Source organism: Streptosporangium brasiliense, from assembly GCF_030811595.1.
GTDB classification, from domain to species: domain Bacteria; phylum Actinomycetota; class Actinomycetes; order Streptosporangiales; family Streptosporangiaceae; genus Streptosporangium; species Streptosporangium brasiliense.
On sequence record NZ_JAUSRB010000003.1, the window covers coordinates 66,552 to 91,923 of the forward strand.

Sequence of the window (25,372 nt, forward strand, 5' to 3'; positions counted from 1 at the left end):
CCTCCGGACAGCGGCGGAGGTCCGGTCGAATCACGCGACGCGGAAGCCGCAACCTCTGAGAAGCCCACCGTGCTTCCGGGTGCCAGCATCAAACCTGCAGCAGAAGGCCGACGCGCTCGCTCGCCGGTGCCGTCGGGCAGGACGCGTCGTCCGCGACGCTCCGACGAGAGCATTGTCGAGTCCCGCCGGCGCGCGGGCCTCTTCGAGCGTGTTCCCGTTGGACCACAGCGCCGCTCGGCGCCGCCGATTCATGGGGGAGCCGAGCCGCGAGAAGGAGAGTTGCCTGATGACCGACCATCGGGATGGCCCGGACGTGACGGAGGCGCGGCCGAAGACACGTCCGCTGACCGGCGACGAATACATCGAGACCTTGCGCGACGACCGGGAGATCTACATCTACGGCGACCGTGTCAAGGACGTCACCTCGCATCCGGCCTTCCACAACCCCGTCCGGATGACGGCGCGGCTGTACGACGCTCTGCACGACCCGGCCAAGCGTGACGTCCTCACCGCGCCGACGGACACCGGCAGCGACGGCTACACCCACCGCTTCTTCACCACCCCGCACAGCGCGGCCGACCTCGTGGCCGACCAGCAGGCCATCGCGGCCTGGGCCCGGATGAGCTACGGCTGGATGGGACGGAGCCCGGACTACAAGGCATCCTTCCTGGGCACGCTCGGGGCGAACGCCGACTTCTACGCCCCCTACGCCGACAACGCGCGGCGCTGGTACCGCGAGTCGCAGGAGAAGGTCCTGTACTGGAACCACGCGATCGTTCACCCGCCGGTCGACCGCAGCCGCCCGCCGGACGAGGTCGCGGACGTGTTCATCCACGTGGAGAAGGAGACCGACAACGGCCTGGTCGTGAGCGGGGCCAAGGTCGTCGCCACCGGTTCGGTGCTCACCCATTACAACTTCATCGCCCACTACGGCTTGCCGATCAAGGACCGGAAGTTCGCGCTGGTGGCCACCGTGCCGATGGGCGCGCCGGGGATGAAGCTGATCTGCCGGCCGTCCTACAGCGCCACGGCCGCGGTGATGGGCAGCCCGTTCGACTACCCGCTCTCCTCACGGCTGGACGAGAACGACACCATCCTCATCCTCGACAAGGTGCTCATCCCGTGGGAGAACGTGTTCATCTACGGCGACCTGGGCAAGGTCCAGCTGTTCACCGGGCAGTCCGGATTCTCCGAGCGCTTCACCTTCCACGGCTGCACGCGCCTGGCGGTGAAACTGGAGTTCATCGCCGGCCTGCTGGCCAAGGCACTGGAGATCACCGGCACCTCGGATTTCCGAGGTGTGCAGAGCCGGCTGGGCGAGGTCCTGGCCTGGCGCAACCTGTTCTGGGCCTTCTCCGACGCGGCCGCGCGCAACCCGGTCGCGTGGAAGAACGGCGCGGTGCTGCCCAATCCCCAGTACGGCATGGCCTACCGGTGGTTCATGCAGATCGGCTACCCGAGGATCAAGGAGATCGTGCAGCAGGACGTCGCCAGCGGACTGATCTACGTCAACTCCAGCGCCGATGACTTCAAGAACCCAGACATCCGCCCCTACCTGGACAAATACGTCCGCGGTTCGGGCGGCGTCGACTCCGTCGAGCGGGTCAAGGTGATGAAGCTGCTGTGGGACGCGGTCGGCTCCGAGTTCGGCGGCCGACACGAACTGTACGAGCGCAACTACGCGGGCAACCACGAGAACACCCGGGTGGAGCTGCTGTTCGCACAGTTGGCCACCGGACAGGTCGACGACTACAAGGCCTTCGTCGACGAATGTCTCGCCGAGTACGACCTGGACGGCTGGACGGTGCCCGATCTCAACTCCTTCGGCAACCTGCGGGGCGTCAGGGACGGCCTGCTCAACGACTGAGCGTCTCCGGCCGACCACCTGAGACGCCGCGCGTGAGGAGGCCCGGTCGCCCCACGAGGGCGGCCGGGCCTCCAGGCGTTCAGCTGCGATCAGGTGTCCAGGTGTCCGGATGTCCCGCGGGAAAGGGCGCAGGAGCCCGCCTCGGCGGGCGGCGGTACACCCTTTCCCCGCGGAGCCCTCACGCCAGGGAAAACGGATGACCGGAAAAAGCGGCTGTGGTCCTTTCCGCCTCGGTGTCTGCAGCCACCGACGCGGGGAAGGATTCGGATCTCCTCCTTAACGGATAAAGCCGTTCAATGCGGACCACATTCACATTCAGCTTCTTTAAAAAGCATGACATCGGTCTGATATCCGAGGCATCTCCCCCATTGCGCTGTCCTTTCCCGGAAAAAATGAACGGTACGGGCGCCGGCGGGCCCGCCGTACGGTCACGCCGATCTGCGGCGGCTCAGGCCACCGTCCTCTCCTGGGCGCCGGCCGGACCGCCGAGTATGTGCTCGCGGCCCCGGTTGCCCCGGACGAGCAGATCGGCCAGCGGTCCGCCTCTGGCGTGGTCGGCGCTGCGCAGCGCGCCGGCGGCGGTGGTCAGATCCCGGACCACCGCGTCCAGCACCGCGGCGATCGGGTCGGCGTTCTGCTGCAGGATGTCGCACCAGAGGCCGGGAGCTCCGGTGGCGACCCGGGTCGTGTCCTGCAGGCCCCTGCCCGCCAGCGAGAGCGTGCTCTGGTCGGCGCCCGCGAACCACGCCGCGAGCGCCGCCGACACCAGGTGCGGCACGTGCGAGACCGCGGCGGCGGCCCGGTCGTGCGCCTCGGGGGTGAGCACCCTGAGCTCTCCCCCGCACACCCCGACCAGCTGCGCCACCAGCCGCACCGGCCCCGCCGGCGTCGCCGGGTGCGGGCACAGCGCCCACGGCCGGCCCGTGAACAGGTCCGCGTGCGCCGCGCAGGGGCCCGACAGCTCACGGCCGGCCATCGGATGCCCGGGAACGTAGGTGGTGAAGTCACATCCGGCCAGCTCCGCGTCGGCGATGATGCGGGTCTTGGCGCTGGCGACATCGGTGTAGACGGCGCCCAGCCCGCGGGCCTGGGCCTCGCGCAGCACGTCGACGACGGTGGACGGCGGGGTGGCGATGACCACGACGTCGGCGGGGGGATCGTCGCGCGTCAGCGCGGTCCCCGCCCCCATCCTCACCGCCTGCGCCAGCGCGCCGGTGTCCCGGTCGGACAGCCCGACGTGGATGCCGGCACGGCGCAGCCTGAGTGCGATCGAGGTCCCGATCACACCGCTGCCGACAACCGTGACGCGGCGGACCCCGACCGGGTCCGCAGGTTCCTCCGCAACGCCCCCGCCGGGTACGCGGGCATCCGGCGGGGCGTCGGCAACCATCGCGGTCGTCATCAAATCTTTTCCTCTCATCGCCTATCGGATCGTGTGTTTTCCAGCTGTTCTCGCACGGATAACTCTGCGCGTTTCACAGTCCGTTAACCAGGCAGATCAGAGTCAACAAGCTGCCCATCGGAAACCGCTTCATGTCAATTACCGGAAATGGCGAGGGCCATCGCCCGTCCTTTCTCCGAGCGGGTCGGAAAGCCGCGTGGAGAAAGGACGGGCGATGGCCCTGAACCTGATGTGCCCGGCGTGTTGTCAGGCGTCGGCGAACTGCCCGGGGGAACGGCCGGCCCCGGCCGGTCCCCGGTACGCCTGAGCGATGTCCAGCCAGTGGTCGGCCTCGGCACCGGTGGCGGTGAGCGCGAGGTCGTCGCGGTGGCGGCGCCTGGTCACCAGCAGGCAGAAGTCCACGGCGGGCCCGGTGACCTTCTGCTCGGAGTCCTCCGGCCCGTAGGCCCACACCTGTCCCGAGGGGGCGGTGAGCTCGAAGCGGAACTCCCCGGCCGGCGGCGTCAGCCCCCGCGCCAGATAGCCGAAGTCCCTGGTCAGCACCGCGAACACGACCAGGTGCCCGATCCGGTCGGTCCGCTCCAGGCGCGCGCCGAGCGCGTCGGCGATGTCCTGGCCATGTGCGAACTGCTCCATGATCCCGGCGCACGCGAGGATGACGGGCGGCAGCGGGTTGACCAGCCAGGGCACCGTCTCACCCGGCGGGACGGCGGCCAGCGCCTTGACCACGGCCTCGCGCTCGGCCTGCCAGCGGTCGAGCAGCACCTCCGGCGGGTCGTTCTTGTAGTCGGCGAGCGCGGCGTTCACCGCGCCGTCGAAATCCTTCTCCGCCCCCGCGGCCAGGACCTTGAACGCCTCCGCGTCGGATGCCGCCGTCCCGGCCAGCCTGAAGATGAAGGCGAGGTGGGCGATCTGGTCGGCGATCGTCCATCCGGGTGCGGGAGTGGGCAGCCGCCACTGCTCCGCGTCGAGCCCTGCCACCAGCCGGGCGAGTTCGTCGCCCTCGGCGGTCAGGTCGTTGAGCACGCCCTCCAGCTCGCTCACGTCTCTGTCCTCTCATTTGGCGATCAGATTCAGATCGGAATGCCTTGATCACGTGCCCGCCGCGGCCGGCCGGACCGATAAAGCACGTAATGAAATACCTCGCTCGCGGACGGCATTATGAGAACACCTCGGAGCAGCGTTATCGAATCAAGGATGCATCAGCGGAAATCACGCTGTCTTCTCCATGGGTGCTGTCGCGGCGCGGCGCGGCCACCGCCCGCCGCCTTCGCACCATGAAGACCGCGAGCAGGCTGCCGAGCAGGAGCACCGCGGCCACGACGCCCAGCGTCGGCCTGCCGGCCGCCACGAAGCCCTCACCGAAGGCCTCTCGGGTCAGCCGGGCGAAGCGGGCGGCGACGTCGGCCGGCAGGGCGCCCGGCAGCGGACCCGTGGCAGGCGGGCCGGCCGCGGGTCCGCCGGGGGCGGCGCCTGCGCCCAGCCCGGCCAGATACGCCTGCCGGACCCCCTCCGGGAGCTGCGCCAGGCGCTCCCCCGCCTCCCGCAGCAGCGACTCCGCCAGCCTGTTCTGCAGGACGGCCCCGATCACGGCCGCGCCCAGGGCCGCACCGACCTGCCGCGCCGTGTTGAGCACGCCCGAGGCGGCCCCGGCCTGCCGCGGAGGGATCTCGCGCATCGCCTCCGTCGTCGCCGGGGCGAACGTCAGGCCCATGCCGACGCCGACGACGAGGAACGGGACGAGGAACGTCGCCGCCGTCGCCGAGGTCGCCGAGACGACCGCGACGGCGAACACGCCCAGTGAACAGCAGGCCAGGCCCACGATGAGCAGGATCCGGCCGCCGACCCGGTCGGTCAGCCGGCCAGCGGCCGGGGCGACCACGGTCAGCGCGAGGGTCAGGGGCAGCCCGGCGACCCCCGCCGCCAGCGGGCTCATCCCCAGTACGGCCTGCGCCTCGATCATGAAGACGAACAGCAGCCCGTAGAGCGAGAACGACATGATCAGTGTGATGAGCGTGGCGATGGTGTAGTTGCGGTTGCGGAACAGCCGCAGCGGCAGCAGTGGCTCCGGCTGACGGCGTTCCCACAGCACGAACAGCACCAGCAGCACCCCCGCGACGGCGAGGATCCCGGGGATCGTCACCGGCCCCGCGACCGTTCCCCAGCCGTGGCGCTCCCCCTCGACCAGGCCGTACACCAGCGCGGACAGGCCGCTGGTGGCCAGCAGTACGCCGACCAGGTCGAAGCGGTGCGACACCCCCGGCCGCAGACCCGGCACGTAGCGGAGCGCCAGCAGCATGCCGGCCAGCGCCACGGGGACGTTGAGATAGAAGATCGACTGCCAGCCCAGCCGGGTGACCAGGAGCCCGCCCAGCGTCGGCCCGCTCACCGAGGCGACGCCGGCCACCGCCGCGAAGATCCCGAAGGCCCCGCCGCGCCGTTCGGGCGGGAAGATCGCCGAGATGAGCACGAGCGCCTGCGGCAGCAGCGCCGCCGCCCCGACACCCTGCAGCACCCTGGCGGCGATCAGCTGGTCGGGCGTCTGGGACAGGCCGCACAGCGCCGAGGCGAGCGTGAACAGCCCGAGGCCGGCGACGAAGACGGACCGGGGACCGAGCAGGTCGCCCAGCCGCCCGAAGACGATCAGCGACGACGCGAACGCCAGCAGGTATCCGTTCAGGACCCACAGCACCTTGTCGAGTCCCGCCCCCAGCGTCCTCATCATGTCCGGCGCGGCGACGTTGACGATGGTGGTGTCCAGCAGGATCAGGAAGTTGGCGATGCAGAGGACGCCCAGCGCGAGCCACGGACTCGGGCGTGCCGGCCGGGCGGTCATGTCGCCCGGTCAGGCCCCGTGGACGGAGCGGTCTGCAGCCCCGGCCCGGTCCGCATCCAGCCGCCCACCCGCCGCGCCGCGGCCAGGCTCGCCCACGAGGTGAGCTCGACGAGCGCGCGGTCGTCGGGGTTGTCCCGCCGGAAGTCGTCGATGAGCGCCCGGTCGACCTGGTAGGAGGCCATCGCCGTCAGCAGCGCCAGCCGGCCGGCCGGCCGCTGGGCGGGCGGCAGGGCGGAGACCGACTCGGAGACCCAGGCCCGGCTGAGCCCCGCCGGCCCGCCGTTCCACCCGGCCAGCTCGGCGGAGACCAGATCCCGGACCTCTTCCGGCACCGAACGCCGGCCGCCCCGCTCGATGGCGGCGCAGGCCCGGGCGAAGGCCTCGGCGATGTTGGCCGTGCCCTCCGCCCAGGACAGATCGGCCGGCAGCGGCGCGTCCGGCAGCAGGCCGAGGGACGCGCCGGGGGCGTGAGCCCTGCGGGCCGCCGGCCTCATGAACAGCCCCAGCAGCCGCATGAGGACCGGGCGGATCCCGGCGGGCACCTCCGGCGGCACCGGGGACTCGTCCAGGAACACGTTGACCATACGGTTGAAGTACTGGAAGGTGACCGCCACCCCGACCAGCTCCGGAGCCTGCTCCGCCGGTGACGGCAGCTCGTGCCGGGCGGCCGTCTCCCGCCTGTCGCTGGCCCGCGCCCACGCGGCGATCCGGCGCACGCCGGGGTCGGTGATCTCCTCGATGCGGTCAGCGGCGATCTCGGCGGCGTACTGCCCCTGCACGAGGCTGTGCAGCGTCGCGCTGTGCACGTCCACGCAGTAAGGGCAGCTGTTGCCCATCGACACCGCGGCGGCCACCGCCTCCTTGATCGCCCTGCTGACCGTCCCCTGGGCCAGGAGCGACTCCCGCAGCATCAGCCAGCAGGCCGCCAGGGGTTCCGGAGCGGGCGAGTGCAGGATCACCGGCGGCGCCAGCATGCCGAAGTCCCGTTCGACCTGCCCGTAGACTCTCCCGACGAGATCCAGCGCGGCGCCTGGTCTGACCGCGGAGACGTGGCGGATCTGGGACAGCGCGCTCCGCCGTGCCACGGGGGTGAGGATCCTGCTCATCGCTCGCTCCTGTCCTCAGCGGTGCAGCAGAGTGGGCAGCAGCGGTGCCACTCCGCTCCGCCCGCTGGTGGCGCCGTCCGGCGACGGCGCGCCGTAGGTGACCTGCACGCCCCGCTGCTGCGCGGCCTGCACGATGCCCGGCACGGCGCGCTCGGCGAGCGCGGCGATGGTCATCGCGGGGTTGACCGTCAGCGCCCCCGGTACGGCGGAGCCGTCGGTGACGAAGATGCCGGGATGGCCCCGCAGCTCGTTACGGTCGTCGAGCGCCGAGGTGCCCGGGTCGTCGCCGATGCGGCAGGAGGCCAGCGGGTGCACGGTGTAGGCGCCGACCACGTCGTTGGTCCACGGCGCCACCTTGGCCAGCCCGTCGCGCTCCACGATGTCCTTCACCTCGGCGTCCGCCTGGGCCCAGCCGCGCAGCGTGTTCGGGGTCGGGTCGTAGCGGAGCCGGCCGACACCGAGCATCTGCTGCGAGAGCCGGTCGGCGTTGCCGGTGGCCGGGGGTGGCCCGAAGACCCCCTCGTTGTCGTCCTCCGTCATCTGGAAGATGATCAGCCAGGAGCGCCAGCGCTTGAGGAGCTCCTTCTTCTCCAGGCCGAACCAGCTCGGGCCGACCGCGCCGGGCACCTGCGCGAGGATGGTGCCCAGACCGGGTGGGAAGTAGAGCTGCTCCAGCGAGAAGCGGGAGTACTCCGGCAGCGAGCCGTCGAGGCGGTCCCAGCTCGCGACGGTCGGCCCCTTGCCGATCTGGTTGGCCTCGTAGGCCAGGCCATCGCCCCGGGTCAGGCCGAGGACATCGCGCACCCGGTCCTCGTCGAAGACGACGGTGTTGAGCCGCTCGCCGTTGCCCGAGAAATATCTGCCCACGGCGTGCGGCATCGTGCCGAGCGTCGCCTCGCTGCGTTGCAGGATGACGGGGGTGGCACCGGCACCGGCCGCAAGCACGATGATCTTGGCGTCGATCGTCCCGCTGCCGGCCTGGACCCGGTAGTCCTCGTCGTCGACGACGTTGTAGTGCACCCGGTAGTCGCCGTCGTCGGTCTTGGAGATTTTCTGCACCTCGTGCAGCGGCCGGATCTCGGCGCCGTGCGCGAGTGCCGCAGGCAGGTAGTTGAACAGCAGGGAACGCTTGGCGTCGAAGCGGCAGCCGGCCATCATCCAGTTGCAGTTGGTGCACTTGCTGTTGTCGATGGCGGCCGGCAGCGGGTTGGCCGTGCGGCCCGCGTGGTTGCACGCCGCCGCCCACAGCCCCCCTGCGTAGGTGGCGTCGCTCCAGTCCTGCTTGGTGACCGGGATCGCCTCCTCCACCCGGTCGTACCACGGCTCCAGGGTGTCGCGGCTGACGGCCGACGGCCACATCCGCCTGCCGATGCTGCCACGGCGTTCGAAGACGAAGCGCGGCGCGCGGGGCATCGCGGCGAAGTACACGACGCTGCCGCCGCCCACGCAGTTTCCGCCCAGCAGGCTCATGCCGTCGCCCACGACGAAGTCGAACGCCCGCGTGTAGGACGATCCGAGTTTGTAGTCGTGCTCGAAGTCGTTTCCGCTCAGCCACGGCCCGCGCTCGAGCACCACCACCCGCGCGCCGCCGGCCGCGAGGTGATAGGCCGCGATCGCGCCGCCGAAGCCGCTGCCGACCACGAGGACGTCGGTGCGTTCGGTGCTGGTCATGCGGGGCTCCCTGAAGGGGTCGTGTCCGGGTGCGGGCTGGCCAGCTGGCGGCCGTAGGAGTATTCGGGGAAGCGCCACAGACCGTCGGGGTCGGGCGGGGTGATGCCCATCGCGGTCAGGCCGGGATGCCCCGCCGCGAGCGCGTCGGCGGTGTGCATGTGAGCCGCGGAGTCGAAGGCCATGTTGCTGAACAGGGCGAGACTGACCCAGAACGGCTTCTCCGGGTGGCCGGGCGAGGTCAGCCGCTGCACCAGGGCGGTGCGGTGCTGGAAGGCCAGCGCGACGAAGGGCGGCACCGACTCGTCGAGAACCAGCCTGTACCCGGCCGCGTACTCCCGCGCATGGTCGTTCAGCAGGCGGGCGAAGTCGTCCAGTCCGCTGCTCAGCCCGGTCGCGTCCCACTCCAGCAGCTCGATGGCGCCGGCCGCCACCGCGCCGCCGCCGGCGCTGACGCCCGCGATGGCTCTGTCGTCAGGCGATCTCTTCTCACCCGGGATGATCGTGTCCGCGAACGCCTCGAGTGTCATCGTCCTGGCCTGCTCTGCGTCCGATGTTGGCGATGGCATAGGCGTTTCCTCGCGTCTCATTCGGCTCCGATCCGCTTCATCGTCCGGGCGCCCTCGCGCCCGGTGCATCTTCTGGATTGCCGTCCGCCCCGGCCTGCAGCGCCAGGCGGAGAGTGGCCAGCGCGCGGACGGTCTGGCTGCGCACCGTCGAACACCGGCTGCCCATGGCCCGCGCCGTCTCCTCGACACTGCGGTCCTCCCAGTAGCGCATGACGACGGTGGCCCGCTGCCGGGGCGCGAGGTCGGCGAGTGCTCTCATCAGCAGGAGACGGTCGCCGAGGAAGGCGTACGGATCAGGTGTGGAGTCGGGCTCGGGCGGCAGGTCGTGAAGGATCTCGTGGGACCAGCGATAGGACCTGCGATCGCTGATGATCAGCCGGGTCATGATCACCCGTGCGTAGCCGGCGAGTTTGTCACGGTCTTTCAGGGTGTCCCAGCGCAGGTGGAGCGCGATCAGCGTCCGCTGGACGAGGTCGTCGGCCTCGTACCAGTCGGCGGAGAGGAGGAACGCCATCCGCCGCAGCGCGGGTCTGGCCTCCTTGACGTAGCGCGAGAACTCGTCATCGCGAGCCTCCGCCATCTGCTCACACCCCATCACGGTGAACGGATCCCGGCGCCAGGCGGGAGATCCTGAAAAACGACGCACAGCGTCGCCGAATTTGATAGGTATTAGGTCGGTATCATCAGAATTCGACGCGCTCCCCCGTAGCGGCAACCCCTATCCCGCCCCTACCTGCCCCCTCGCACGGCATTGCAGGAGCCCGGAAAAACATTCAGCGCGGTCCGCCCACCACGGGCTCCGCGCGTTTCACATCACCGATATTCGAAACCGTCGGCATATCACTTGAAAAATAAAATTCACTCACAACGAGTGATAATTCGACATGTCCTGGTCACTTCATAAATCCACCCGCGGTGCAGCGTCGTGCGTGTCTCACCGCGTGTGACGTCCAGGAGGCCGGCGACCGGCGACTGAGCCGCCGCCGGCCGTGCAGCGGTGAACCCCGGCCCGGCCCGACGACCTCTCACAGCGCCGATGGACCGGGACCGAGGCCGGTGGTGAGGCCCGTGACTGACGGACCCGGTGAAGAACCCGTCAGGGGATGGGATTGGAATCGCTCGTGGCGCCCTGCCTCTCCCAGGCCGCGTGCTCGTTCTCACGGATCTTCTCCTCGACCCGCTGCTCGACCCGGGACATGGCGATCCGCAGGATCGGCGGGGCCATGAGCGACGTCACGATCGCCACCAGGATGACGATCGTGTAAGCCTCCAGGCTCAGGATGCCCAGGCGCAGGCCGACCATCGCGACGACGACCTCGATGACGCCGCGGGCGTTCAGCCCCGCACCCAGGGCCAGCGCCTCCCACTTGTTCAGCCTGCTCAGCCGGGCTCCGGCATAGGCGCCGAGGAACTTGCCGACGATCGCGATGGCCAGTACGGCGAGCCCGGAAAGGAGGACCTCCGGCCTGGCCAGCGCGGTCAGGTCCATCCGCAGACCGGCGGTGGCGAAGAAGATCGGTGCGAAGACGGAGAGCACGACCGTGCGGAGCGGGGCGAGCTTGGCCGGGTCGACCCGGCCCGCGGAGCCGATGAGGATGCCCATGACGAAGGCGCCGAAGACGGCCTCCAGCCCCAGGGCGTGAGTGCCGGCGGAGGCCAGCAGGAGCAGCACGGCGGCGGTGGCGACGGTGGGTCCCGGATCCTCAGAACGCCCGCTCAACCGCAGCACGCCGCGGACCAGCGGGCGGCCGATGGTGAGCGCGAAGACGATGATCGCAACGAGGTAGACCAGCGAGGTCAAGACCGTTGCCGCGGTGAGGGACTTGACGGCCATGGCCGAGACGATCGAGAGCACGAACCAGCCGAAGGCGTCGTCGATCATGCCCGCGGTCAGCGTGAGCTGCCCGACGTTGCGGTGCAGCAGCTTCATGTCCATCAACGTCTTGGCGATGACCGGGATGGCGCTGACGCACATCGCCACCCCAAGAAAGAGCGCGAAGACCGTGACGTCGGTGCCCTCGGGGATCAGCGAATCGGGCAGCAGGAAGGCCACCCCGATGCCGAGCCCGAGCGGCACCACCAGCCCGCCCAGACTGACCCCGGCCGCGGTCATGCCTCGCCGCCGCACCAGGCCCATGTCCATGTGGATGCCGGTGATGCCGACCAGCAGCAGCACGCCTATCTGGCCGATGGCGTCCAACAGGTGAAACTGTTCGGCCTGTGCCGGGAACAGCCAGGCCGACACCCCTGGCGCGACATGCGTCAGGAACGAGGGTCCCAGCACCACACCGACGAACAGCTCTCCGACGACGGCGGGCATGCCCAGCCGGACGGCCGACCGGCCGAGGACGTGAGCCAGCAGAAGCAGCAGGCCGATCTGCAACAGGAAGATCAGTAGATTGTGCGCCGCGATCGGCGCGATCGGCGAGTTCATCGAGACGAGCACCGTTTTTCTCCTTCCGCCGGCACCGGGCCGGCCAAGATCCAGCGCGCCGTCGTGGCCGCGCTCCAACGGCCGGGCGGGGCGGTCCATCGCGCTGGCCGCCGGCCCGGACCCACAGCTGCCGACCGGTGCACGGAAGGCGGTGACCTGCTCGCGGCGGGCCAGGTCACGGGCGGCGAACCGGTGAAGGCCGTGACGGGCGGCGCGGCCACGCGGCGGTCGGCGTGCACCCGGTCCAGGCCTCGGGGCCGCACCGGAACCGCGCCGCGCGGGGCGGCGAACCCTTCCGGATCCGCCGACCGAGCCGGAATGCACGGCGTGGTCAAAACAGCGGGACCGGCGCACATGAAAGCGGGACCGGCGCCCATGAACAGGCGCAGCCCGAGGACGGCCAATACGGTGAATCTCCCCGGACCGAATATCGCGGCGGGCCCGCAGACTTCAGCACTGGAACGGTCATGGCAACCCTTAACCGAGGGAAAGGACCTCGTAGTCACTGAACTCGCCCTGCCACGTCCTGCAATGCGGTGGCCGACGCGTCAGGTCACGACACCTGCATCCGTCCATGACCCGGGCGGCCGTAGCAGTGGCTGATCTCCGTCCGTGTGCGACACATGGCGTGGACTTTCACCACACATCATAAACAAGGTAATCCTCGTCGCATCTTCTGAATTGCGATGCGCTCTCCGGCACACAATTACACAGGATTCAGCCCTCCGGCGCCACCCCGTGACCCGATATCAGAACCGCACCCCGACCCCGTCCCAGCCGGGCCTGGCGGCGCAATCGCCGGGTGTCACCCGCCGGCCGGCAGGTGACACCCAAGGGCTGGCACACACCGCGCCTGACGGCGGAAGGACAGGGCCAGACAGCCCACGTCCACCCGGTTGCGGTCGCGGCGCCCCCACCTCCGGCGCGCCATGTGAACAGGCAATCGTGTCCGCATACAGGAATAAACTGACAAATCTTCGGCCCCATACAATCTATTCAACTCTGAGGATTCTCACACCATGAACACGGCGGTAACATGATTGAATCTTCGGCAGACGAGCCCGCGGTGATCGGCGTGGTGCCCGTCTGCTTCCCGGTGCAGAATCATTGAGTCCGCACGGCGGGCCGAGAGATTGAAGGGTGACAACACGGGTAACGACCCGTACACCCTCTGAACCGAAATATACCGAAGACATCCAGACCACTTGGAGCGGGGCGTGGCCAAGCAAATCATTGAGAAGGTCACCGACGACATCGACGGCACCGAGGGGGCGAGAAACGTCACCTTCGCCATCGACGGCGACCAGTATGAGATTGACTTGTCGGACAAGAACAGCGACGAACTGCGCAAGGCGCTTGCCCGGTTCATCAACGCCGCCCGGCCGGTGCGTCAGGAGAGAGCCCAGAGCCGCCGCCAGAGCGGCAACAGCAGCAACGGCGGTGGCAAGCCGAATCGGGACGCCTCCACCGCGATCAGAACGTGGGCGAAGGAGCAGGGGCTCACCGTCAGCGAGCGCGGACGGATCTCCGCCTCGATCCTGGAGAAATACAAGAACGCACACTGAATCCACGAGGGCCGCACTCTGCTCCTCGAGGGGATGACCCTGACGTGTGCACACGCGCCGCCGTCCCGGCCCGGGCCGCACCATGCAGGCCGGCGACCCTCAGCGATGCCGGGCCCATGCCTGCCCGCACCGCACCGGAGGCGACGGGCGCGGACAGCCGTCCGGCAAGATCCTGCTCAGTTCATGCCCGCCGTTCCGCCACTTCGGGGGATCGGCGGGCACCGGCCGGCCTGCCCGGACCCGGTCACACCGCCGTCTCAGCCGGCAGATCGGCACGGGCCGCCGGTCGGCGCGGACCAGCGCGGACCACCGAGGGCCTACGGCTGGCCGGGATCCTCACCGGGACCGCTCGGGCTCGGACCCTCCTGAGCGAGAGGCCGTCCGGATCACCCCTGGCCGATGTGACGCGGCCGGTGCCGCCGGGTATGGGCCGCAGGCCGCAGACAGCGGCGTCCGCAGATGGGACAGGCCCGATGGATGATTCTCACCGGCACTCCTGAGGTCGTCGATAGACCATCATGATCCGGTACCGGGGAAACGACCACCTTCCAACGTGCTGAAACCGTGAGGTATCGGCAGGCCGGGCACGGGGCCACGGCCGCCGCTCCTGCCCGGCAGGCATCACCTTGCTCTCCAGAGCGCCGCCCTATTCCTCTTCCCCGTCGGCCTCGGCGGCGGCCTGCCGCTTGGCCTTGCGCAGCGCCGCTCCCCGTTGCGCACCGACCGCGCTGGGGCCGGGGGGCAGCCGGTAGACCGTCGGGAACGGCTTCCCGTCGTTGAAGCGCCGCTCAAGGTCGAGCACCCAGTCGGCGATGCCGAATTCCACCAGCTGCGCGAAGCTCGCCGGTCCGTCATAGTCCTCGCCCGCCACATAGGCCTTGGCCCCGGCGCCGTAGACGGCTGCCTTGGCACGTTCGAGCAGCCTGTTGGAGATCGTCACGGACGTGGGCTTCTTCCGCAGGCCGTCCTCGATCAGTTCCGCCCGGGCCGCGGCCCGTTCCTCAGCCGATATGCTCGCCACCGGCTCGGGCCTCCGGCGGGCCGACGGTTGCTTACCGGAAGCAGGTTTGTCCGCAGCAGGCTTGCCGGTGGATTTCCCGCCGGTGGCGGCCGGGGAAGCGCTGGTCTGCCTACGCGCGCGGGTGGTGCGCGGCTTGTCGGCCGGTGCCGTTGCCGCGGTCTCGGGCTCGCCCGGTCCGGCCCCCTCCTGGCCGGCGCGCTTGTTCCCGCGGGCTCTCGGCGCCCTTCGCGGACCGCCGGTAGGCGGGCTCACCGGATCCTTGCTGTCGCCGAGTTCAGGCATCACGGTCCTCGTCATCAGGGTCGGCATGGGCGACCGGTAGTTACATGCGATCAGGCGTTACCGGAGTGCACCGGTTGAGGTAGTCGCACTGAATCAATCTTCGCGCATCGCCCGGGTCTTTGCACTCACCGTCATACCGGTCGGCCCCCTTCTGCCGCCCTCAGAAAGCCAGAGCCCTGGCGAGAGTCGTCAGGAGACCTCTGCCTGGCGGGTCCCATCGCTTGGGACGGCCTCTCCTCCATGGGCCACCGTGTCCTCCGTGAGTCGCCGTGCGCCGGCCGATTTCACCGCGTCGAGCCGCTGAACGAGGACGGCCGGAGCGGGGACCGGCCATGCGGAGACGCCGCACGACCCTTGCAGGCAAGGAGGATGGCCAGACCTGCTGGTCCCGTACTGAGCATGGTCGATGCGCGAAGTGGAGCAGCCTCTCCATATCAATACGTCCTGCGGACAGAATCTTCGTGACTCCATCTTGTGCAGGAGCTTTATAGCGAAGAGCAATGTGACTCAGCTCATCGTTGAGTTGGGCATGGAGCTTGCTGGAGTGAAGATTAACGACGCATGAAGAGCGATCGAGAGTGTCGATGCAGCGCTTCAAGCAGCGTTTGCCCAGGTCAGCACAGGTAATAGGTGTTGAAGTAGGCACAACAAGAGGATTTAAAATATTTATATCAATAATATTTTAAAAAGTGCTACGAATAATACTAATAATAGATGTGAAAATATTTATGACGATCGTTATTTAAATAGTGATTGTAGAAGATATGAAAAAAGTTTAATAGATAGTAATTGAGATAGACTTAGAAGCAGGCATTAAGACCAATAGATCAATAGGGAGTTGCATAGTCAGTGTGTACGCTTAACTCATCGCTCTGAGGACTGGCTGTGCGAGTGTGTGCTCCATCGGCCAGTCCAGAGGGCGACCCATAGGGCATGTCACTGGCCAATAGGACGTGAGGGCAACCGTTCAGCCCATGGACCGGTTACCTGGGCATGTGTCAGCGTGATCGAGTGCCCAGAGGAGCGAAGCAGAATCTGGCTCGGGGAGCAGTAGAGTCACTGACCGGACACGCCGCCCGTAATCTGGTCGATCGCACCACGAATCTGCTAATAAAGGAGGCACTTCGTTGTTCGTAGGGACGCGCACTACACTGCTGCGTCGTCCACGAGGCGGAACAAGCACTCATTGACCCGGTAGAGCGTGCAGGAGAACAGACCGATGAACTTCCCTCTGGCTACCGCAGCGCTGAACAGCATGACTGTCCAGCAGATGGTGGAGTTGATCCGTCCCAAGCTCAAACGGGTCATCATCATCCTGAACAACAAGGGCGGCGCGGGAAAGACCACCACCACGGCCAACGTGGGGGGCCAGCTCGCAACCGCGCTTGCGGCCGCGGGCTCCAGCAAGCGGATCCTCTGCATCGACCTCGACCCGCAGGGCAATCTCGGCCTCGACCTGGGCTACCAGGGCAGGACCGGCGACGACCAAGGCCAGAGCATCATCAACGTCGTGGAGGGCACCGGACCTCTCCACGTCATCCGGGACGTGCGCCCCAACCTGGATGTGATCCCCGGAGGCAAGGTCCTCAAGAGGATCACCGCGTCCATCATCGGGACTCGCTCGATGGATCCGGGACGAGAGATCATGCTGTCTCTCGCTCAGGCCATCGCGGAGATATCCGACGACTACGAGTGGATCTTGATCGACTGCCCGCCCAACATCGTCGACCTTCAGTACCTCGCCGCCGTCGCGGCGGAATACGTCCTGATCCCCGTCTGCTTCGACCAGGGCAGCATCCAGGGATTGGAGGGCGTCAGCGACGTCTTCGAGGCCTCGGCACGGCTCAACCCGTCCCTTACCCCGCTCGGCGTGCTGCTGTTCGGGTTCGACCGCACCAATCTCCGTAAGGTCAAGAACTCCGAAGGAGAAGTGATCGGCGTCCGCGAGATCGGCTTCCTCGCCGAATCGCGACGCGAGATCACCGAGGTCCTGGGCGACTCCGGGATACCGATCCTCCAGACCGTGATCACCCGTGCCGTCAAGGTGGCCCGCGAGTGCCGCAAGCGCGGCAAGACCTTCACCGAACTCGCCGATCTCACCGCTGGTGAGGATTGGAAAGAACACTCCCGGCGACACCAGCTCAACCTCAGCGTGGAATCCGCCGAGACCTCCGCCATCGAGATAGAAGAGGTCACAGCAGAGATCATCAAGCGGGCTCTCGAGCTCGAGGCGGAGGCGCACGCATGACCACCACCGACTTCTTCGACGAGAAGCCACCCACACCACGGCTGACCGGGATGACTCGGCAACGGGGACGCAGAGGCAGCAGCGCGTTGACCAGCCTGGTCGCTCAGCCTGCACCGGAGCAGGCCCCTGAGACGGTTTCCCCTGAGGCGCCACCAACGCAGGTGGCCTCTGTGCAGACCTCACCGGTGCAGGAAGTCGCCCCCACTCCTGCCTCGCGGATCCCCGAGGCACCCGCCAGCACACCCGCTGCCGCTCCTGACGGGGCCCAGGAGCCCGCGAAAGAAGCGGGCCCTGCCCCCACCACCCCCGACGGGCAGGCACCGGCCGAGACGGCCCCAGAACAGGCCGTCGAGAGCGACGCCTCCTCTGAGCCCGCGGGCACGGAGCCGGTCCAGGACGAGGCACCTCTGTCCGCCGCGCGGCCATCTCAGCGACAGCCGGCCGACGCGACCAGACCTGCGCGGAAGACCGCACCGCGCCCCCGCTCCCGAGCGACGGCCGCGACCAGGCCGTCGGGCTACCAGACACCGGAGCAGGTCAGCGTCTACTTGACGCCCGAGGCCAAGAAAAAGGCCCGAGACGTGGCCCGGGCAGAAAAGATCGACTACGCCCGATTGGCCATGGATGCGATCGACCACGCCCTGGAGCAGGACGTCCTGTCACCGCTGGTGAAAGCGCGCCTCGAGGTCACACGGCCGAAGGGCTCCAGATTCCCCACTCGCGTCAACCTGCGATCCAAGTCGGAGCCTGGGGCGCGCCGTGTCCTGTGGCCGGTCCAGCTGCGCCCGGCGGAGATCGAGGTCCTGAACGAGCTGGTCACGGAGACCGGCGCTGAGCATCTGTCCACCCTGGTGTCGGTGGCGGTCGAGGCATACCTCCTTGACGACGACCCCGAGACACGGGGATAGTCCGGCACTCAGCCGCTGATCGGCTCCGAGCCCTCCCGCCCCCTGTCGCAGCTCGATACCGACGGTCGTCGACCATCAGGTGTTCAGCACTCCTGGCTCACCGGCGGCCGGGCGGACCCACCTTTGAAGGTGGGTCCGCCCGGCCGCCGCTCTGTTTCCCCTCCCACCCGGCCGTTCACAGGGTCCCCTGATCGACCTCGGATCCGATGGGCACCGACATCACTGAGCGGCTCAACCCGGAGCAGCCACCCATCTAGAACCCGAAGCGGCCATCTAGAAGTGGTGCAGGAGCCATCTAGAAGTGGTGCAGGGCCCCCGGAAGTGGTGCAGGACCCGGTGAGTGGTGCACCGGTGGTGCAGCAAAAAACCCCCTCTGACCTGCATCGATGCCCGCCGCTGCACCACTGCACCACTTTTTGGAGACCATGTTGCGTTCAGGCGCAGAATCTCTCCTCTACATGATTGTCTGCACAACTATCACCTCAAAGGGCGTCCTGAGCTGCGGAAACGTGCCGGCCCAGGAGGAGCGCTTCGGTTCTAAGGATTCGATGAGGCGATTTTCGAGACTTCTACATCGGCGACGGCTCGATGAGAGATCCTTACGTCACCTGCAGCGCGACACCCTGCCGCCTGGGGTGATGTCACACCGTGAGCAACCGGATCGAAGTCATTTGAAGGCCAGGCTGGAGCGTCAGATGCAGGTGGATACTGGTGGAAGGCAGCCGCGACACGCCGAAGAACCGGAAACAGTCGCATTCGACTTTCTAGTACTGGAAAGATGGTCACATGGAGAGCGAGACCCAGATCAAGGGCAAGGCCAAGATGGGGCGTCCTTCGAAGGGCCCTCGCAAACTAGTCAAGGGTGAGGTCCCTGTGCCCTATGCTCAGCGCTTCAAGCAGGAGGCCGAGCGCCGTGGCATGTCACAGGCCGATCTGCTGGCTGCGATTCTCGCCAACGTCGACTGGGAGGCGATGTCTCTCAGCGCGTAGGCCACAAATGAAGAACCCCCGCGGTTGGCGCCGCAGGGGGTCCCACAAAGAATCACGCGGAATCGTGTTTTCCCAGACCGGTTTCCGTCGTGGAGCTAGCACCAGACGGGCTTCCGTCGTGGAGCTAGTTAAGAGTGTAGCCCGTCTTGCCCGGCGAGTCCCATATTGGGATCACTCCCGGCGTGTCGAGCTAGCTGTGACTCACAATGCCCGTGTCACACACACTCCTGCCACCGCCTTGACGTGATCCTTTGAAGTTGTTTGCCCTGCAGGCCCGAATCGGCGCCTGTCCGGACAAGCAGCTGGGGACCTCCTCACGCGACATCCGGGGACGCAAAAGCCCGTCTGGAGTACAGGTCGTAACACAGGCTACGAGGTCTGTGACAGGAGGAATTGCCCCAGTGACCGTGCTGGCCGTCGAACCGCGAGCATCGCTGCGACGCGTGCTTGAGGCGTTTGATCGCCTCGGCTCCGTCGTGCGTCCGCGCGGCGACCAGGCACAGGTGCAGTGCCCCATCCACGAAGACGACAGCCCGTCAGTATCGATCAGCTGGCGTAACGGGCAGACGCTGATGCACTGTCATGCCGGCTGCGCCATCGAACTCATCGTGGAGGCCGCAGATCTGCGGATGAGCGACCTGTGGGACGATCCCGTCCCGTCCAAGCTCGACCAGACCTCCCAGCCCGCACGCCAGCGACGCCGGCTACAGCCGACCACCCCGGCCGCCGCGACCGGCGGCGTCCCTGCCAGAACGGCCAAGCCCACCCTGGGAAGACCGACCAGCGGCTGGCGGCAGGTGGCCACCTACACCTACTTCGACGAGCACGGCCTGCGAGTCGGCCAGGTGATCCGTAAAGAACGGCGCTACGAGCACGGCCACAGCAAGTCCTTCTCCCAGAAGCACTGGGATCCGGACTCCAGCCGCTGGGTGCCGGGCGCGCCCGGGCGGAAGGTCCTCTACCGACTGCCCCAGGTCCTGGAGGCGATCGCCGCCGACCGGCCGGTCTTCCTGGCCGAAGGGGAAAAAGACAGCGAGTCCCTGACCGCTGCCGGAGTGTGCGGCACGACCAACGCCTCGGGCGCGGGAAACTGGCACGAGAGCCTGACACGCCAGCTGACGGGCGCGCATGTGGTGATCGTGGCCGACCGCGACGCGGCCGGCTACGCCCGTGCACGGCGGTTGCTGGCCGAGCTGGCACCGCTCACCGCCTCAATACGCGTGACAGAGCCCGTGACGGGCAACGACGTCACCGACCACCTGGAGGCCGGACGCAGCCTCCAGGAGCTTCAGACACTCGACGAGGACCAGTTACGCATACGGCTGGCAGCCGCCCGCGGCGAGGCCTTGTATCTGGCCATCACAGCCGAGAACGCCACGGCGATCGAGGCCGCCGGAGCCTGCGCCCTGGCCTGGCGTCCCGAACTGGCCGCCCTGCTGGCCGACGCCTCCGTGGTGGTCGTGGCCGACCGTGACACCGGCGGCTACGCCTGCGCCCGCGACATCATGGGCCGTCTGGCCGAAGTGGCTGCGACGATCCGGGTCGTGGAGCCCACCGCGGGCATCACCGCGGCTGCCCACCTGGCCGCGGGCGCCCTTCTGGAGGAGTTCCGACCGGCCCTGCGGCTGCTGCACGGCGACGGGGAAGGCGACGACGGAGGCCCAGGTGACGGAGGCCCGGGCGGCAGCACTCCCGAACAGCCCAACCAGCGACCGACCTACATGGTCCGCCACGGCGAACTAGTACGGGTGCGCCACGACCGGGTCAAGGGCACCATCACCTACGACACCGTGCTGGGCTGCACCGCACGGATCATCCGGGTCGAGCAGCGCGGCAGCCTGGTGGACCCGGACGACCCACCGGTGACCAGCGGATACCTGATGGAGCTGGAACACCCCAAGGCACCCGGCGAGATACGGCAGTTGCGCGTCAACCGGGACGACTTCGGCAAGGGCACCTGGCTGGACGACCTGCCCTGGCCGGGTGTCACCTACGACTCCTCCCGCGGCGGCCTGGCCCGCATCCGTGACGCGATCCGCATGACCAGCCCGCTGGCCGAAGTCCAGGTGCTGCACAACGCACCCGGCTGGATCCCCACCCCTGACGGCGACATCTACGTGCACGCCGGTGGCGGCATCGGCGCCGACGGCCCGGTGAACGTGCCCACGCACTTCCCGCACAAGCTGGCCCTCTACCGCCTGCCTGAGCCACCCTCCCGCGACGGGGAGCGCACCGCACTGGCCGCCGCCGCACAACATTCGACCGGGCTGCTGGAACTGCTGCCGCCACGGATCGGCGCGGTCCTGTCCGGTATCGCCTACCGGGCCGCGATCACCCGGACCGCGCCGGCGGTCGCCCTGATCGGCGGCAAGGGCTCCTACAAGACCTCAATGGCCAAGGTCGCTCTGCACCACTTCGCCCCCGACCTGCCGTTCGACGCCTCGGTGATCTCCCTGTCCGAACGCGGCGCCACCGCCAACGCCGCCGCCAGGACCCTCTACCTGATGCGCGACACCCTCACTCTCGCCGACGACGCCGCCCCGGACCGTTCGATGCGCGCAGCCGCCGAACGCCTGGGCGGCATCATCCGCCTTCAATACAACGGTGAGACAAGGGACCGGCTGGACCGCGAGGCCGAGCTGCGCACACCCACCCCGCCACGAGGCTCGCTGATCGTCACCGGAGAGGTCGGACCGTCAGCGGCCAGCGCGACCGAGCGGGCGCTTACGGTCCCCTTCCGCAAGGGCGAGATCGCCACTGAGGTCCGCGAGGCACTGTGGGAGAAGACTTCCCGACACGGCCGCGCCCTGGTGATGGCCTCCTTCATCCGCTGGATCGCCGGCCGCCGCGAACAGGTATTGGAGCTGACCCAGCAGCGCCTGCTGGACTATGCTCGGGCCTGGCGGGAGGCCGGATACGCCGAACGGACCGCCGAGGCTCTGGCCAATCTGGCGGCCGGCTGGCGGGCCATGCTCGACCACCTCGTCGACGTCGGCGTCTACACCGGCGCCCAGGCAGATCAGACATGGGAACAGGCCTGGAAGGGCCTGACCGCGGCAGGCGACTCCCAGTCCCACCCCGATGAGCCGGTCAGCCACGGCCACAAGATCCTGTCGATGATCGCCGCCGTCCTGCGCGGCCGCTACGGCTACATCACCAGCCAGAACGGAACCGCACCACACTCCGACATCGCTCCCCGCTACGGCTACCACGTAGACCAGGACGGCCGACTGGACAGCCAGGGACGCGCGATCTCGACGATGCGACCAGGACGCCAGCTGATCGGCTGTTACGCCGACACCGACGAAGGCCGCCGCCTGTACCTGGAGCCCAAGCTCACCCTGGCCGCGATCCGGCAGCTGGCCGCCGCCATGGGCGACGCCTACGAAGAAACGATGTACTCGACCGGAGAGGCACTGGAAGAGACAGAAGCACTGAAAGTCCTCATCCACGGCAACAAGATCCGCCGGACACATCCACGGACGATGCCCGGTGGCGACCGCCCCCGAGTCTGGGATCTGTCCGAAGCCAAGGTCTTCGGCTTCGGCACCGATGACGATGACGAGGAAAGCCCAGGCCCTGCCCCCGATGCGGGTGGCCCTCCGGTGAAGCTGGTCCACGACGCGACGACGACCCCTGGCGAGAGGTCTGCCCAGAACCTCCCCGTCGAGCCCACGGACGTCACCAGCTCCGAGACCGCCGCACACCGAACCGCTGGTCCCCAGAAAGAGGATCCGGACATGAGATCACAGCTGCTGACCGAGGCTCAGCCCTGTGTGGTCTGCGGCGACCCGTGCGTGGTGACCTTCGACGACATCGTCGTCCACGTCACCTGCGAACTTCCCGAAGCCACCTCCCACACCGACACCCCCTTCGACCACACCGGCGAGCAGTCCCCCGCACCACAGCCCGCAGCTACCGGACAGCGCTGGCGAGCACCGGCGGCGGTGGCCGACGTCAGCGGCATCCACCTACCAGGCGGAGAGGTGATCGACCTACCCACCCCGCTCACCCACCTCGGCCAGCTGGCCGAGCTCGCAGTCGACCTGCGCCTGGGCTGGGGAGGCGGCAAGACCCTTCCCGAGGTCGGCCAGATCTGGATGACCGCCGACCTGATCCGCCAGGTCGGCCTCCCCGTCGACCTCCCGGAACGGATCCGCGACCAAGAGAAGGTCCTCGCCGAAGCCGCCAACCACCCATTCATCACCTCGTCCTTCCCGGTCGGCTGGAGAGTGAGCCGAGCCGCCACCGAAAAACTCGTCCCATGGATACGCATGTGGCGCGCCGACGGCGCCGGAGCTCTGCTGTGCCTGATCCCCCTGGTGGAGGCCGCAGGTATGGACACCCTGCTGGCCGACGACCCCACCCCCCCCACCCTGGCCGAACGCCTGCAGCGCTACGCCACCGAGCTCGGCCTGCCATTCCGCGTCTCCAGCGCCGCCACCGGAGAAGACCTGATCGCCTTGTGCGATACCGACCGGAAAATTGTCGTCACCGAGCCGGTCGAACCGATCCCTCCCGCAAAACTTCCCGGCGAAGGCGACTATCAAGGGCACAACAGCTGGTCCCGGCCACCACGCGGCGCCGAAGTCGACATGCCCTTCCTTCACGCCTACGACTTCAATTCGATGTTCCTGTCGGCTGCGATGCATGCCCCGCTGGGACTTGACGGTGTCGACCACTTCGTCGCCGATGACAAGACACCGCTACGGTTCGACCCCAAGAGGGCCGGCTACTGGCTGATCAAAGTCCCCCACTGGGACACCTGGACACTGCCCACACCCTTTGTGAACCTGGCCCGCCCCCGCGAGGACGGCACAGCATGGTTCACCTCACCCACCCTGCGAGTCGCGGCGGACCTGTTCGACCTGGAGCCGGACATCATTGAGGCCTACGTCTGGGAACGCAAGACGACCTACCTCAACAAATGGGGCACCACCATCGACCAGGCCCGGCTCCACCTGCTTCAGCTACGCGATGAAGGCGACACCGACGCCGAACCACTGCTGGAAGCAGTCAAAGACGTCTACAAGGCGACCATCGGCGCCCTGGGCAGTTCCCAATACCGCGAAGGCAAGCTCTTCCACCGGCCCGACTGGCGTCACACGATCATCGCCCAGGCACGGGCGAACCTGCTCCGCAAACTCGTGAAGATCGGCGAGGTCAGCGGACGTTTCCCACTGGCCGTCATCGACACCGACAACGTGCTGTTCGCCTCCGCCGACCCCGACCCGATGACCGCCTGCCCAGCACCTCTGGAGACAGGACTACGCCTGGGCCAGGTCAAACACAAGGCTTCAGCCCGGCTGGAAGACGTCGCCGAGCTGCTCGCCTCCCGCAAGCCTTTCCCCTACAACGTCCTGACCCCCGCCGCCGATTGGACACCATTGACCACCAGCGCCCCCTCTGACTTGAGCCGAGGCCGGCATGCCTCGGGGTGACGAACGCGTCTCCAACCCCGACCTCGCCGGCTACGCCAGGGCCAACAGGGATGAGGTCTACCGGATGATCACCGGACATGACCCGAACAGCGTCCCCGAGCTGGTCCGCATCGCAGCCCGATCAGTCGGTGTCCCCCCCGGGGCCAGCAAGGCCGCGATCGCACGCGCCATCGCCCCCATCGTGGGCCGTGCCCCCCGTACGGTCGAACGCTGGATCACCCAGACCGGACGCCAGCGTATCCGAGCGCCCCAACCCGACGCCCTCAATGCTCTCCGTACAGTCGCAGACCGCGTACGAGCCACTCCCCAGGGACGCCGCCAGATCCTGGGAACCCGGCGTGAGTCACTGATGCGCAGCCGCGGCATGCGGATGTCAGGTACGGCGGTCTGCGGTCCGCTGAGCGCGGAGGCGCAATACCGCCGCAAACGCAGGTTCGACGACTACCACATTGACTCCGAGGTGGCAGGGAACACGATCGACGCCTGGCTCGCCAACGGAGAGGACGCCGCCTACAACGCCTTCAACCAGGGCTTTGCCCGAGCTTACGGCCTGACCGGCTGGGACGAAGAGGAAACCGAACCGGACTGGGTTTTCGAGGACATGAGCGGTCTGGACTTCAGAGCCGATATGACCAGCTGAACGCCGGATGAGCAACCACCTCGTCATGCCGTCACAGCCTTGAGACGTCCGGCGGTGCTGACCACCACCTGTCACCCGAACAGCGGTTCATGCGTGATGGGTGGTGGTCAGCCCGTGGGGGCTGGGATCGAATCAAAGTGGTCGCGATCGGGCTGGCTGGGGGTGCTCCTGCTTGGAGGATCGAATCAACCAGGCTCATAGGGCCGAGCAATCCGGGTCCTGACCAACACAGGCGATCACGTCACCGGATGGGCGCCGCATCGAGGTGTTAGACAGATGCGTTTAGTGGTTAACAGTATCAGTTTAATAATATAGTTGCATGTAACTTAGTTGATGAGCAGAGTCGATGCCGTAAAGCCCGCGAGCGGGCTTGGCCGTGAGGGGTATCGGTGCTG

Annotated in this window: 16 protein-coding genes; 7 read left to right on the plus strand and 9 right to left on the minus strand. The window is 67.9% G+C overall.

The genetic code is table 11. From position 1 onward, the window contains the following. The first annotated feature begins 286 nt into the window (after positions 1-286). Entirely contained in the window at positions 287-1,867 is a 1,581-nt protein-coding gene (locus J2S55_RS47320) for a 4-hydroxyphenylacetate 3-hydroxylase family protein (RefSeq protein WP_306876143.1), read from the plus strand. Between the two features lie 448 nt (positions 1,868-2,315). Here the strand turns inward: J2S55_RS47320 and J2S55_RS47325 are convergent, their stop codons facing one another. The 8 genes from J2S55_RS47325 to J2S55_RS47360 all read right to left on the minus strand — a co-directional run bounded on the left by J2S55_RS47325 (position 2,316) and on the right by J2S55_RS47360 (position 11,894). After that, complete coding sequence (locus J2S55_RS47325) at positions 2,316-3,269, minus strand: prephenate dehydrogenase (RefSeq protein ID WP_306876145.1); 954 nt, start codon at positions 3,267-3,269, stop codon at positions 2,316-2,318. Between the two features lie 246 nt (positions 3,270-3,515). Continuing rightward, complete coding sequence (locus J2S55_RS47330) at positions 3,516-4,313, minus strand: TIGR03084 family metal-binding protein (protein WP_306876147.1); 798 nt, start codon at positions 4,311-4,313, stop codon at positions 3,516-3,518. A gap of 139 nt (positions 4,314-4,452) precedes the next feature. Further along, entirely contained in the window at positions 4,453-6,105 is a 1,653-nt protein-coding gene (locus tag J2S55_RS47335; protein ID WP_306876148.1) for a DHA2 family efflux MFS transporter permease subunit, read from the minus strand. Beyond that, on the minus strand, positions 6,102-7,211 hold the full coding sequence (locus tag J2S55_RS47340) for a carboxymuconolactone decarboxylase family protein (RefSeq protein WP_306876150.1): 1,110 nt from the start codon (positions 7,209-7,211) through the stop codon (positions 6,102-6,104). Before J2S55_RS47340 ends, J2S55_RS47335 begins: the two co-directional genes overlap by 4 nt. A gap of 15 nt (positions 7,212-7,226) precedes the next feature. Continuing rightward, positions 7,227-8,882, minus strand: a complete 1,656-nt coding sequence (locus J2S55_RS47345; RefSeq protein WP_306876152.1) for an FAD-dependent oxidoreductase — start codon at positions 8,880-8,882, stop codon at positions 7,227-7,229. Beyond that, complete coding sequence (locus tag J2S55_RS47350; RefSeq protein ID WP_306876154.1) at positions 8,879-9,448, minus strand: DUF5987 family protein; 570 nt, start codon at positions 9,446-9,448, stop codon at positions 8,879-8,881. The genes J2S55_RS47345 and J2S55_RS47350 overlap by 4 nt, the downstream gene beginning before the upstream one ends. 37 nt (positions 9,449-9,485) lie before the next feature. Further along, on the minus strand, positions 9,486-10,028 hold the full coding sequence (locus J2S55_RS47355) for a SigE family RNA polymerase sigma factor (RefSeq protein ID WP_306876156.1): 543 nt from the start codon (positions 10,026-10,028) through the stop codon (positions 9,486-9,488). A gap of 516 nt (positions 10,029-10,544) precedes the next feature. Continuing rightward, the gene (locus J2S55_RS47360) at positions 10,545-11,894 is read right to left on the minus strand and encodes a cation:proton antiporter (RefSeq protein ID WP_306876158.1); all 1,350 of its coding nucleotides are present in this window, start codon (positions 11,892-11,894) and stop codon (positions 10,545-10,547) included. 1,205 nt (positions 11,895-13,099) lie between these two features. Between J2S55_RS47360 and J2S55_RS47365 the strand changes: the two genes are divergently transcribed. Continuing rightward, positions 13,100-13,447, plus strand: coding sequence for a histone-like nucleoid-structuring protein Lsr2 (locus J2S55_RS47365; protein WP_306876160.1), 348 nt, complete (start codon positions 13,100-13,102; stop codon positions 13,445-13,447). A 646-nt stretch (positions 13,448-14,093) separates the two neighbouring features. Here the strand turns inward: J2S55_RS47365 and J2S55_RS47370 are convergent. Next, the gene (locus J2S55_RS47370) at positions 14,094-14,777 is read right to left on the minus strand and encodes a hypothetical protein (protein WP_306876162.1); all 684 of its coding nucleotides are present in this window, start codon (positions 14,775-14,777) and stop codon (positions 14,094-14,096) included. Positions 14,778-15,969: 1,192 nt separating this feature from the next. On the opposite strand from J2S55_RS47370, the gene J2S55_RS47375 reads away from it, so the two are divergent. The 5 genes from J2S55_RS47375 (at position 15,970) to J2S55_RS47395 (ending at position 24,977) form a co-directional block, all read left to right on the plus strand. After that, complete coding sequence (locus J2S55_RS47375) at positions 15,970-16,998, plus strand: ParA family protein (protein ID WP_306876164.1); 1,029 nt, start codon at positions 15,970-15,972, stop codon at positions 16,996-16,998. Next, positions 16,995-17,906: a hypothetical protein gene (locus tag J2S55_RS47380; RefSeq protein WP_306876166.1), complete on the plus strand. Its 912-nt coding sequence runs from the start codon at positions 16,995-16,997 to the stop codon at positions 17,904-17,906. The genes J2S55_RS47375 and J2S55_RS47380 overlap by 4 nt, the downstream gene beginning before the upstream one ends. Positions 17,907-18,692: 786 nt before the next feature. Beyond that, complete coding sequence (locus J2S55_RS47385; protein ID WP_306876168.1) at positions 18,693-18,896, plus strand: hypothetical protein; 204 nt, start codon at positions 18,693-18,695, stop codon at positions 18,894-18,896. Between the two features lie 401 nt (positions 18,897-19,297). Beyond that, positions 19,298-24,337 carry a DUF8841 domain-containing protein gene (locus tag J2S55_RS47390; protein ID WP_306876170.1) on the plus strand — a complete coding sequence of 1,680 codons (5,040 nt, stop codon included), beginning with the start codon at positions 19,298-19,300 and terminating at the stop codon, positions 24,335-24,337. A 349-nt stretch (positions 24,338-24,686) separates the two neighbouring features. Next, positions 24,687-24,977, plus strand: coding sequence for a hypothetical protein (locus J2S55_RS47395; RefSeq protein WP_306876172.1), 291 nt, complete (start codon positions 24,687-24,689; stop codon positions 24,975-24,977). Positions 24,978-25,372 lie beyond the last annotated feature (395 nt).